Source organism: Colwellia sp. 6_MG-2023 (genome assembly GCF_030547765.1).
In the GTDB taxonomy this organism is placed as follows: domain Bacteria; phylum Pseudomonadota; class Gammaproteobacteria; order Enterobacterales; family Alteromonadaceae; genus Colwellia.
This window is the reverse complement of the sequence record NZ_JAUOPP010000007.1, coordinates 134,726-146,874: the sequence shown is the minus strand read 5'-3', so window position 1 is coordinate 146,874 and position 12,149 is coordinate 134,726. Positions and strand designations below refer to the sequence as shown.

The following is a 12,149-nucleotide window of genomic DNA, read 5'->3' as shown; positions in this document are numbered from 1 at the left end:
CAAGGAGAAAATAATGGATCAAAAATACCTATTGTGGTTTGCACATACAAAGCCTAGTCAAGAAATTGAAAGCGCTGTAAGTGGTGAAAACTTTAAACTATTGCATACTAATTCACTACCTGATGCAATTAGCTACTGTTTAGACCTAAAGCCTCAGTTGATTTTTATTGATGCTGATAATGACCAAATGTCGCTGGTAGACTTAGTAATACTCATTCGTAGAACTTGTCAACATGGACAAATTATATCCCTTGTTGATTCGTCTCAAAGTGAGCTTGCTTCCTTATCGTTAACTAAAGGCGGCGCAGTTGACTTTTTACTTAAACCTTTTTTTCCTGAACAGCTGAAATTAACTATCCGTAACGCTGATTCTATGAAGCAAGGAGCCGAAGGTTTAATTGCTGTTTCTAATAAATCTCAACAATTACTACGCTTAGCTAACCGCGCAGGGCAGACGAATGCAAGTGTATTAATTATGGGGGAATCAGGAACAGGTAAGGAGAAGTTGGCGCATTTTATTCATAAAGCGTCTGCTCGTGCAAGCCAGCCTTTTGTGGCTATTAACTGTGCCGCGATTCCAGAAAATATGCTTGAGTCAATGTTATTTGGCTATAACAAAGGAGCATTCACAGGTGCTACGAGTAATCAAGTTGGTAAGTTTGAATTAGCAAACGGTGGTACGATTTTATTAGATGAAATTTCTGAGTTACCATTAGAGCTACAAGCTAAGTTATTAAGAGTTATTCAAGAGCGAGAAGTTGAGAGATTAGGTAGTCACCAACGTATTAAGCTCGATATTAGGATAATAGCTTCTTGTAATAAACCACTGCGAGAACAAGTAGAAAAAGGCTTATTTAGAGAAGATTTGTTTTATCGTTTAGATGTACTCCCCCTTAGTTGTCCAACGCTTAGAGAACGCTCTGAAGATATACTCCCACTAGCACAGCATTTTATTACTAAGTATGGCTCAGATAAATTTAGTTTTAGTCCACAAGCCGAAGATATTTTACTTTGTTATAACTGGCCAGGTAATGTTCGAGAGTTAGAAAACGTAATTCAACGAGCGATTGTCATGGCTAGAGGGGTAGAGATCCAAGTCGGTGATTTAAATTTACCGCATTGTTTTCAAAAAGCAGCAAATATTTGTGCTAACCAGTTAAAAAACAATAAAAAACAAGCGGAATTTGATTATATATATGATTTATTAGGTCGCTTTAAGGGACACCGAAAACAGACTGCAGAGGCACTAGGTGTAAGTACTCGTGCACTTAGATACAAACTTGCTGCCATGCGTGAAAATGGCATTGATATAGATGCAATAGCTTAAATGTAAGGAATTTAAAAATGTCACCAATTGAAAGCCAAAGGTTAATGCTGAGTAAAATGACTGATATGCAGCAAATTGCGAGCGATCGCATTATGCCTGCTGATATTACTGCAGATAGAATTATGTCTACTGAAATTAATACTCAGTTTTATGGGAGAAGTGATTCTATTAGCGGAGATTTTAAATCAGTTGTGCGCTCTATTAATGAGCAGCAAAATATTTCAGGTCAAATGATGGCTGCTGTAGATACTGGACGTAGTGATGACGTTGTCGGTGCAATGGTTGCGAGTCAAAAAGCTAGCTTAAGTTTTTCTATGTTAATGGAAATTCGAAACAAAGTGTTAAATGGCGTTGATGATGTCATGCGCATGTCACTGTAATGGGAAAGTATTAAAGTATGAAAGGTGAACTAACAAAAGCTGACTCACAGCCACGTAATGAAGTGAACTTGCGCGAAAAAGTGGTTAACTTTTCCAATAAAATCAGTACAGCAGCGAGTCATGGTGAGAAGAATGTAGCAACAATTGCATTGTTAGCCACCTTAGTTGCAGCTACTATTGTTATTATTTTATGGACTTCCGCAAAAAATTATGTGCCTTTATACGGCAATCAAGAAAGTTATGATAAAGCAAATATTCTTGAAATTTTAGATAAAGAAGAAATTACCTTTCGAATAGATACGGATAGCGGCAATATCTTGGTACCTCAAGAAAAACTTGCTGACGCTCGTATCACTTTAGCAGCAAGAGGTATTAAAGCTTCTATGCCTGAAGGTATTGAAAATATTGGCAGTAAAGTATCAATGGGTACTAGTCAATTTATTGAATCAATGCAATATCAACATGCGCTTGAAGGAGAGCTTGCTCGTACCATTATTAATATGCAAGGAGTACGTAATGCCCGTGTCCATTTAGCTATTCCTAAACGTACATTATTTGTTGGTCGTAATGAGCAAAAAACTGCGGCATCGGTGATGGTTGATTTAGCACCAGGACATGAGCTCAAAGCTGAACATGTAGAGGCTATCATCTCGTTAGTGATTGGCAGTGTACCTGGGCTAGATCCACGTTCTGTTTCTGTTGTTGATCAACGTGGTGAGTTACTTAGTGGTAATTTATATGATAGTACTCCCATCGGTAAAGAGACAGATAAGAAACTCGCTTTTATTGAAAAAGTGGAGCGTAATATCGAGCAACGAGCATCGATCATGCTATTACCTATTTTAGGTGAAGGTAACTATCGAATTCAGGTTTCAACAGAAGTTGATTTTAGTGTTGTTGAAGAAACGAAAGAAGCCGTTGACCCGCAAAATGTTCTTAAGCAAGAGCGATTAAAATCAGACTCAACGGAAGACCAATTTGCCGGTGGTATACCGGGAGCACTTGCGAATCAACCACCATTACCTGAGGCTGATGGGGAAGAAGACAATAATGAACGAATCTCTGAGCGCAGTGAGAGCAGTCGTGAATATGAAAATGGTCGCTCTGTAACACATACGCGTTACGAAGTTGGTCGTTTAACTAATATGAGTCTGTCTGTGCTGGTAAACGAGGCTGCATCAGGCTCTGAAGAGGGCTGGCAACAAGCAAACCTTGATGCTTTAGGTCAAATGGTTAAAACCGCAACAGGATATAATTTAGAGCGTGGTGATCAATTCAATATTACTAGTTTCGCTTTTGTTGAGGCAAAAGTACTCGCGCCTGGCGAAGGTTTACAGTGGTGGCAGATGCCTGAAGTTAGAGAATATGCGCGTTATATTTTCGGTTTATTAATAAGCTTAGTACTTATTTTATTTGGTGTTCGTCCGCTTGTTAACCATTTAATTAAAGGTAAAAATATTACTGCACCTGCTGCAACTCTTGTTGAAAATCAAGTTAATGGCGCTAGCTCAGAGCATCCTTTTGAGCGTCAAAGTACACCGTTGGATGACGCACTTGAGAAAAGTACAACTGAAGAAAATAACACTGCTGGCGCTAACGCAAACGCTAATACTAATACTAACTCTACTATTGCATTACCTAAAGTCGGTAGTGATTTCGAAGAGCAAATTGCGCATATGCAATTATTGGCTAGCCGTGAAACTGAGCGTGTGACATCAGTCATTAAATATTGGGTAGAGCAAGGGGTTGAAAGTGAATCAGGAAAATCATGATGGTATAGATATATCGGTACCGGGTCCAGACCGTGCCGCTATATCAATACCAGCGCTAGACCGTGCCGCTATTTTATTACTCAGTATGGGTGAAGAAAATGCGGCAAGTGTGATACGTAAATTAGGTCGACGTGAAGTTAAAGCTATTTCAGAGCGTATGGCAAAAATATCAAATATTACTAAAAATGATGTTGCTAATACACTGACTCACTTTTTTGATTGTTATCGTAACGAAAGCGGTGTAAATGGTGCTTCTCGTGCATACCTAGAACGTGCTTTAGATAAGGCTGTAGGTCGACGTCTTGCTCGAGGAATGCTTGATGATATTTACGGTGGGGCTATGAATGATGATTTACGTCGTTTGGAATGGGTGCCTGCCGAACTTATTATGCGCTTTTTAGAGCAAGAACATGTACAAATGCAGGCACTATTTTTGGCTTTTTTACCGCCAGAGCAAGCGGCGGCTGTTATATCACTATTTCCAGAGCCAAAACATGATGATTTATTGTATCGAATAGCAAGTTTACGCGAAGTAAGCGAACATGTAATGGACGATATTCGTTTGACAATTGAAGCGTGTATTGAATTTGTTGGTTGTCAAGTTGGTGCACAGGTCAATGGTGTTGATAAAGTAGCTGAAATTATGAGTCGATACAGTGGTAATAAGAGTCATATTATCTCGGTAATGAAAAAGCACGATAATAATGTTGCTGATGCGATTCAAGAGCGTATGTATGACTTTAGTAGTCTAACTTTACAGTCAGACGAAATATTATCTCAACTGTTAAATGATATCCCAGATGAACTTTGGACCATGGCATTAAAAGGGTCGAAACCTGATTTTATGGAACGTCTACTAAGCTCGTTACCTAAGCGTTTGGCGCAAGTATATACACAGCAAATCGAAAATTTATCGGCGCAACCTGTTAGCAAAGTTGAAGCCGCTAGACGGGAAATTATGAACATAATACGAGATATGAGCAAAAAAGGTGAAGTTGATTATAGACTCTACCAAGAAGAAACGGCTGGTTAATGATGAGTGAACCGTTTCGATTTCCTACGCTAACAAAAACCGATCAACAGCAAAGCTTACATCAACGCTTAAAGCAGGCGGAAGAGTTTGGTTGGCAAAAAGGCTTTGATGAAGGAATTCGTCAAAGTATTGAGGAACAAAAAGAAAAAATGGCTCAGGAAGTGAATGAGCGTGTTGAAACTTTAATTAAAGAGCAGATAGATGAGCATAAGCAAACATTACTTTTGCGCTTTAATGATCTATTTGAACAGTCTGAAAAAAATATTAACTTACAATCAGATGACGTTATTAAAGAGTTATGTGTTTTAATTACTAAAGTCACCAAAACGGTTTTAGATTGTGAGCTAAAAATACAGCCTCAGCGCATGATTGTGCTTGTTCAGCAAGCTATAGAGTTATTAGCTGGACGGGATAAGATCAAAGAGGTTGTTTTTTCATCAGCAGATAAAGACTGGCTTGATGGTGCTGCATTAGAGGTGCTTACTACACAAGTTACGTTTGATGAACAACTCTCCCAAGGTGATGTTCAACTAATTGCTGATCAGCAAACACATAGTTTATCATTCTCGCAACGCTTAGATGCCTTGCTAAATGAAGCAACTACAGCACTATTGAGTGATGATTAATTCATGACTAGCACCCTATTAGAGCGCTTAGGAAAAGCAACTTGCGCGTTAACATCTCCACCACTCTTGCAAAGCTACGGCCGTTTGGTCCGTGTAAATGGCTTGACGCTGACAGCAGTAGGAGGTGTTTTCACCATGGGGAAAAAGTATCAAGTTGAGGGTATTGATGGTACTTGGTATGACGTTGAAGTTATTGGTTTTCATGAGTCTGAAGCCTATTTAATGCCATTGAATAAAATTCAAGATTTGTACGCTGGCGCTCGTGTTCGAGTTGCCAGGAATGAGCCTTCTGTCTGTATTGATGAACGATTGTTAGGGCGTGTGCTTGATGCACAAATGAATCCTATTGATGACCTCGGGCCATTAGCAAAAGATCAAGAAAATGTTGCGCTTAAGCTTTCAAAATCGACTCAATTAAACCCTCTACAACGTAAAGGGGTCACTGAGCCATTGGATGTTGGTATTCGAGCCATCAATAGTTTATTTACTGTTGGAAAAGGTCAACGTCTGGGACTATTTGCAGGGTCAGGCGTAGGTAAAAGTAAGCTATTGGGCATGATGACTAAATTTACCTCAGCGGACGTGGTTATTGTTTCGCTTGTTGGTGAGCGAGGTTGGGAAGTTAAGGAATTTATCGAACAAAGTCTCGGTCCTGAAGGCTTAAAAAAAGCAATTATTATCGCTTCACCTGCTGATGATTCTCCTTTACTTAGAGTTAAAGCTGCGGAGTTAAGCCATCAACTTGCTATATATTTTCGAGATAAAAACCTTAATGTGCTGCTACTGATGGACTCCCTAACACGCTATGCGCAAGCCTATAGAGAAATAGGCTTATCTGTAGGAGAGTTACCCGCTTCTAAAGGCTATCCTCCTTCAGTTTATAGTAAATTAACTCAGCTTGTTGAAAGCTCAGGTAATAGCGAAAAAAGCCAGGGCTCAATGACAGCAATTTATACGGTATTGGCCGAAGGTGATGATCAACAAGATCCTATCGCCGATAACGCTCGGGCAATTTTAGATGGTCACATCGTTCTTGATCGTACGCTGGCTGAAAAAGGGCATTACCCAGCGATAAATATTGGTGCTTCTATTAGTCGTGTTATGCCAAATATTGTGAATCCATCGCAATTGCAAAATTGCTATACATTAAAGAAATTATATAGTCGCTATTTACAAGTTCATGAACTTATTCCACTTGGCGCGTATCAAGCAGGTAAAGATGCTGAACTCGATGCCGCTGTGACGTTATATCCAGAAATTGAAAATTTTTTGTGTCAAAAGCTTAATGAAAAAATTGATTTTTCAGACTCAGCTACACAGTTAGAATTAATAATGGGGAAGTATAATGCTAACTAAGTTTAAAGATATGCAAAAAGATAAGCTTGATCAGATGCTAGCTAAACAATCGGAATTACAACAGCGTAGTGCTCAAGAGCAACAACGTTTACAATTATTGCAGCAACATATCGACAGCATGGAAAAGAATGTAAGTATGAAATCATCTATATGCTTGCAAAATCTTTCAGGTATGAAAGTGATCTTGAACAACTTATCTAACCAACAAAGTGCATTAATCACTCAGTCACAAAATGACGAATCACGTCAACAGCAAGCCTGTTTAAAGCAGATGAACTTTACCAAAGGAATAGAAGGGATTGTACAAAGTCGCCATCAAGTCTTACAAGAGCAGTTACAGCAACAAGAAAATAAAGACCTCGATGAAATGGTTATTCAAGGCTATGTTCGCAATAAACAAACAGGTTGAAGCCATTTTTATACCTTGTCTATACCATAAAATAACAAGCTAATCTGACCATAGTTTTGATTAGTATGGCTTAACTTTATTTCACTTCTTCTTCAATGGTGCTTAGCCATCAGCACTTAGATATCACACACTTGTATTAAATACTGTACCCCAAGCAGTCACTCTTTCTACTATTTGATCATATTTTAATTCAAAATCAATTAGATGATCCTTTTCTTATTTTTTATAAGTGATTGTTTTTATTTTTATTTTATAAGTTTTATTACCATGAATACATCAATTAATTTAAAATTTAACTGTAGGTTTATCTACAACTACCATTATTTTTATTAATAAATTTGTTGACTATATAAACTTGTGGTGGGATTATGCTCGGTATCTGGGCATTTGCCCTAGTAATTTATAAAAATAAAATATTTAAACAAAGTGAAGTTATTGCGCTAAATAATAGTTTCATTTTTCTAGGTCTGACTTTGCTGATTGTTACGCAAATACTTTCGATCTTACTGAATTTACGGTTAATACATAAAATAAAAGCAAAATAATAGAGGCGTAAATATGTAACACATATTTATCTCTTAATATTTGTTTATAAAATGAAAATGGGGAAAAAGATAAATGTCTGATATTCAGAGAGATAATTCATTTAGTGATATAAATGAAGAACAAATGCCCGTTGCAAAAAGCAAATTACATGGCTGGAAACATTTCGCTGGTTTGTATGCAGGAGAGCATGTTGCTGCGACCGAATTTGTTATTGGGGCAACCTTTGTTGCCTTAGGTGCATCGACCAAAGATATCCTTTTAGGTTTAGTTATCGGTAACTTATTAGCAATGATGTCTTGGTGGTTATTAACAGCACCTATTGCTGTTGAAACTCGCTTAAGTTTATATAATTACCTTAATAAAATTGCTGGTAATTCAATGACCAAGCTTTATAACTGGGCTAATGTCGTTATTTTCTCGGTTATCTCTGCAGCCATGATCACAGTATCTTCTACCGCGGTCAGGTTTTTATTCGACATACCTGCACAACTTAATTGGTATCCAAATAGTTTTTGGTTTGTGGCAATCGTCTTAGCGGTTGGTTCTATTGTTGTGTTTGTTGCTATGTACGGTTTCTCGACCGTTGCGGACTTCTCTAAAATATGCGCGCCTTGGTTATTTGTTATTTTTATAGCGGGCTCTTTCACGCTTTTCCCTGCCTTATCTAATCATGTTTTAGGTACAACCACCTTAACTGGGTGGGGTGATTTTATGACTATTGGTGATAGCTCTATTTGGACTGGATTTACCAGTGATGGTGAAAAAGGTATTGGCTTGTTTGAAGTTATTGGTTTCGCTTGGGCAGCCAACTCAATTACACACTTTGGTTTAATTGATATGGCGATATTTCGTTTTGCTAAACGTAAAAGTTATGGCTTGTTCTCTGGTGTTGGTATGTTTTTTGGGCATTACTTAGCTTGGATTTCGGCAGGTATTATGGGCGCAGGTGCTGCGGTATTACTTAAAACAAGTATTAGTTCATTAGACCCAGGCGATGTTGCTTATCATGCATTAGGTTTAACTGGCTTTGTTATTATTATTATTGCCGGTTGGACCACGGCGAATGCTAATTTATATCGTGCAGGGCTAGCTGCTCAGTCTATTTTTGTTAATCAATCACGTGAAAAAACAACCGCTATTGTTGGTGTTGTTACCGTAATTATTGCTTGTTTCCCGTTTGTATTCTCTCAAATGTTACCATTATTAACTTACGCTGGTTTATTAGTTGTTCCTGTTGGCGGTATTGTTTTTGCAGAGCATGTATTATTTCCAAAAGTTGGTTTAACGCGTTATTGGGCTAAATACCAAAATATTTCTCGTAGTATACCTGCCATTGCTACTTGGGCTTTAGCTTTAGTTTTTGGTTTTGGTTTAAATATTTTAGACGTAATGTCTTTCTATTACTTATTCATCCCTACTTGGATATTCAGCATTGTTATTTACACCTTTTTAGCTAAGCAATATGGTGCTGATCAAGACTATACCAGAGCAGAAGCGGCAGAATTACTTGAGCAGCAAGAAATTGTCGCTTATCAAGTTAAGCAAGCTACTAACAATAAGCCTTTTATTCTTGATACAAGTGTCATGAGCAAACTATTAAATGTTGTCTCAGTTATTTCATTATTGGTTATTACTGCCTTTGCTTGTCAAGTTATGTTTTTCAGTGAAACCATGGATATTTATGATGTAAATAAAGCGGAATTCGAATTTTACTGTTTTATCTTTACTATCACCTATTTCGCGAGCGCTTATATGTCGCTAAAACGTCAAAAAGCGCTGAACAAGTAGTAATTTAAAAGTAAATAAATACATTCAACAAACTGGATAGCCTGAATTAGCGTTATCCAGCCTATATTTTTAGGGTTAATCCTATACCGTAAGGCAAAGAACATGACTATTACTTCATTAAATGAAACACAAAGCAACTCGTTAAACCAGTTAACATTAGCGAGTTTACCTAGCAATATTGATATTCCTACTTATGATCGTAGTCAGCTTAAGCCGGGTATTGTTCATATTGGTGTTGGTGGTTTTCATCGTGCCCATCAAGCGGTATATATTAATGAATTATTAAAAACACCAGGCTCTGAGCAATGGGGAATTTGTGGTGTAGGTTTATTAGAAAATAATCGCGGTTTACGTGATGTTTTAGTTAAACAAGACTACTTGTATTCTTTAGTGGTACGTCATCCAAATGGCCAAATAGATAACAAAATTATTGGTTCAATGATTGACTTTATCTTTGCACCAGATAGCAAACAGGCAGTGGTAGACAAGCTAGCGCATAACGATACAAAAATTGTGTCGTTAACTATTACTGAAGGAGGTTATAACCTAAACCCTATTACTGGCGATTTAGATTTAGAAAACGAAAGCATAATACACGACATTGCCAATCCTGAAGATCCAACAACAGCATTTGGTTATATTGCTGCAGCATTACAAATACGTAAAAGCCAAGGTATGAAAGCTTTTACTGTGCAGTCTTGTGATAATATTCAACATAACGGTGCCGTAACACGTAAAATGCTACTTACTTTTACTCAGCAACAAGATCCTGAATTAAGTCAATGGATTGAAGATCATGTTGAGTTCCCTAATGCTATGGTCGATCGCATTACCCCGGTAACAACAAAAGCTGATATTGACTATGTGGCAGATACTTTTGGTTTAATCGACGAATGGCCAATTACCTGTGAATCATTTTCACAATGGGTAATTGAAGATAACTTCAGTGATGGTCGTCCTAATTGGGATTTAGTTGGTGCGCAGTTTGTCACAGATGTAACACCATTTGAAAAAATGAAAATACGTTTATTGAACGCAGGTCATTCAGTATTAGGTTTATTAGGTTCAATCCATGGTTATGCAACAATAGATGAAACCGTATCAGATAAAGATTTTGCCCAATATCTACGTGCTTTTATGGACTTAGAAGTTACACCACTACTTGATGAATTAGAGGGTATTGATCTCGATGAATACAAAGACACGTTAATTGAACGCTTTTCAAATCCAAACATTAAAGATAGTTTAGCGCGTATTTGTTCTGAAAGTTCAGCTAAATTACCTAAGTTTTTAATCGCCACCATAAATGAAAACTTAGCGCTTGGGCGTGACTGTTCACTTGCTACGTTAGTTATTGCAACATGGTGTTTATACAGTGACAAACAAGTTAACCAAGCGTTAGAAGCGTTAGATATTCAAGATGCAATGAAAAATGATCTTGCTAAGTATGCGCATAAAACCACTGAAGATAAGTTAGCTTTCTTAAGAATTAATAGCTTGTTTGGTGATCTCATTGAACAACCTGTTTTTAGTGAGTTGTATGGCAACGCGATTGATGAATTATATTTACCAATCAGTAATATCAAAAATATTATGAAGAATACCCTTAACCAAAAACTAGCAGCGGAGAAATTATAATGAATAGCTTATTCATCAATGATAAAGCGCCAAGTGAAATCACCATTAACTGCTTTGGTGAAGTGTTATGGGACTGTTTTACTAGTGGTAAACGTTTAGGTGGCGCGCCGCTAAACGTCTGTTTACGCTTAAATTCTCTTGGTATAAAAGCACAAATGCTCAGTGCTGTAGGTGATGATGTTTTAGGTCATGAAATTGTTGATCAAATAAAAGATCGACAAATGAACACTGATTTTATTGCAATTAATTCTGAAAAGAAAACCAGTACGGTTGAAGTGACATTAGATCAAAGTGGCTCAGCTTCCTACGAAATTGTTGCGGACACTGCTTGGGATAACATTGCCTTAACTCCAGACCTTATTGAGCAAGTGACGTCTGCTGATATTTTTGTTTTTGGTAGTTTAGTTTGTCGTCAAGCTACCTCATTAAATACTTTAAGAGAGTTAATAAAGGTAGCCAAGTTTAAGATTTTTGACGTGAACTTACGCAAACCGCATTACCAACTAGAAACCTTAGTTGAACTAATGCAAGAAGCAGATTTTGTTAAGCTGAACGATGATGAACTTTACGAAATCGCGCATGCTATGGGCTCTAAGTTTAACTCGTTAGAACAAAACCTTGAGTTTATTGCTGAACAAACCAATACACCCTATATGTGCGTTACCAAAGGCTCTCATGGTGCGTTACTTAAAATTAATGATAAAAATTATTATAACTCAGGTTTTTTAATTAAGGTTGTTGATACGGTAGGGGCTGGTGATTCATTTTTAGGTTCTTTGATCTATCAATTATGCAATACAACCAATGCACAATATGCGGTTGATTTTGCCTGTGCTGTCGGTGCTATGGTGGCTCAAAATCATGGTGCGACACCTGAATTATCAATTAAAGATATTGAACAGTTTATCAACCCAATGTAACGACAGTTAATCCATCATTAGTAATAGATGGAGGCTAAAATATCGTTTAAGCCTCCTATTAAACCGTTTATTAAGTGAGATTAATTGGCTAATACAGTCATTATATTGCAGAACTATCATCTGGAGCGACTTAACTTTTAATTAGTACTCCATGGGTAATAATTGAATCAATTTGGTATGATTGTAGTAGTATCTATTGGATTAACTGACTGATTAACTAAGTAATACCAAACGGATTATTAAATTGACCAACTTAGAGCTACATTAGCGAGCTTAGAACAAACACAATGAGTTAATTATAGTCATTCTATATTTCATTCATTTTGTGCGGTTATCAGTTTGCTAATGAGCTCC

General features: G+C 37.2%; 10 protein-coding genes. All 10 read left to right on the top strand.

Annotated elements, in window-relative coordinates:
• Positions 1-13: 13 nt before the first annotated feature.
• Positions 14-1,327 (top strand): sigma-54 dependent transcriptional regulator, encoded by a 1,314-nt coding sequence (locus tag Q4503_RS06710; RefSeq protein ID WP_303601781.1) that lies wholly within the window; start codon positions 14-16, stop codon positions 1,325-1,327.
• 17 nt (positions 1,328-1,344) lie between these two features.
• A complete protein-coding gene (locus Q4503_RS06705; protein ID WP_303601780.1) occupies positions 1,345-1,707 on the top strand; it encodes a flagellar hook-basal body complex protein FliE in 363 nt (120 codons plus the stop codon).
• 17 nt (positions 1,708-1,724) lie between these two features.
• Positions 1,725-3,479: a flagellar basal-body MS-ring/collar protein FliF gene (fliF, locus tag Q4503_RS06700; protein ID WP_303601779.1), complete on the top strand. Its 1,755-nt coding sequence runs from the start codon at positions 1,725-1,727 to the stop codon at positions 3,477-3,479.
• Positions 3,460-4,512, top strand: coding sequence for a FliG C-terminal domain-containing protein (locus tag Q4503_RS06695; RefSeq protein ID WP_303495283.1), 1,053 nt, complete (start codon positions 3,460-3,462; stop codon positions 4,510-4,512). The genes fliF and Q4503_RS06695 overlap by 20 nt, the downstream gene beginning before the upstream one ends.
• On the top strand, positions 4,512-5,138 hold the full coding sequence (locus Q4503_RS06690) for a FliH/SctL family protein (protein WP_215974164.1): 627 nt from the start codon (positions 4,512-4,514) through the stop codon (positions 5,136-5,138). The genes Q4503_RS06695 and Q4503_RS06690 overlap by 1 nt, the downstream gene beginning before the upstream one ends.
• 3 nt (positions 5,139-5,141) lie before the next feature.
• Entirely contained in the window at positions 5,142-6,494 is a 1,353-nt protein-coding gene (locus tag Q4503_RS06685) for a FliI/YscN family ATPase (RefSeq protein WP_303601778.1), read from the top strand.
• A complete protein-coding gene (locus tag Q4503_RS06680; protein WP_215974166.1) occupies positions 6,484-6,903 on the top strand; it encodes a hypothetical protein in 420 nt (139 codons plus the stop codon). Before Q4503_RS06685 ends, Q4503_RS06680 begins: the two co-directional genes overlap by 11 nt.
• 618 nt (positions 6,904-7,521) lie before the next feature.
• Positions 7,522-9,237, top strand: coding sequence for a cytosine permease (locus tag Q4503_RS06675; protein WP_303601777.1), 1,716 nt, complete (start codon positions 7,522-7,524; stop codon positions 9,235-9,237).
• A gap of 102 nt (positions 9,238-9,339) precedes the next feature.
• Positions 9,340-10,875, top strand: a complete 1,536-nt coding sequence (locus Q4503_RS06670; RefSeq protein WP_303601776.1) for a mannitol dehydrogenase family protein — start codon at positions 9,340-9,342, stop codon at positions 10,873-10,875.
• Positions 10,875-11,795: a carbohydrate kinase gene (locus Q4503_RS06665; protein ID WP_215974169.1), complete on the top strand. Its 921-nt coding sequence runs from the start codon at positions 10,875-10,877 to the stop codon at positions 11,793-11,795. Before Q4503_RS06670 ends, Q4503_RS06665 begins: the two co-directional genes overlap by 1 nt.
• Positions 11,796-12,149: the final 354 nt, after the last annotated feature.

What these genes read in the sequence shown, in the direction of transcription:
- Q4503_RS06710 (WP_303601781.1), top strand. Translation starts at nt 14, where the DNA reads ATGGATCAAAAATACCTATTGTGGTTTGCACATACAAAGCCTAGTCAA.
- Q4503_RS06705 (WP_303601780.1), top strand. Translation starts at nt 1,345, where the DNA reads ATGTCACCAATTGAAAGCCAAAGGTTAATGCTGAGTAAAATGACTGAT.
- fliF (WP_303601779.1), top strand. Translation starts at nt 1,725, where the DNA reads ATGAAAGGTGAACTAACAAAAGCTGACTCACAGCCACGTAATGAAGTG.
- Q4503_RS06690 (WP_215974164.1), top strand. Translation starts at nt 4,512, where the DNA reads ATGATGAGTGAACCGTTTCGATTTCCTACGCTAACAAAAACCGATCAA.
- Q4503_RS06685 (WP_303601778.1), top strand. Translation starts at nt 5,142, where the DNA reads ATGACTAGCACCCTATTAGAGCGCTTAGGAAAAGCAACTTGCGCGTTA.
- Q4503_RS06680 (WP_215974166.1), top strand. Translation starts at nt 6,484, where the DNA reads ATGCTAACTAAGTTTAAAGATATGCAAAAAGATAAGCTTGATCAGATG.
- Q4503_RS06675 (WP_303601777.1), top strand. Translation starts at nt 7,522, where the DNA reads ATGTCTGATATTCAGAGAGATAATTCATTTAGTGATATAAATGAAGAA.
- Q4503_RS06670 (WP_303601776.1), top strand. Translation starts at nt 9,340, where the DNA reads ATGACTATTACTTCATTAAATGAAACACAAAGCAACTCGTTAAACCAG.
- Q4503_RS06665 (WP_215974169.1), top strand. Translation starts at nt 10,875, where the DNA reads ATGAATAGCTTATTCATCAATGATAAAGCGCCAAGTGAAATCACCATT.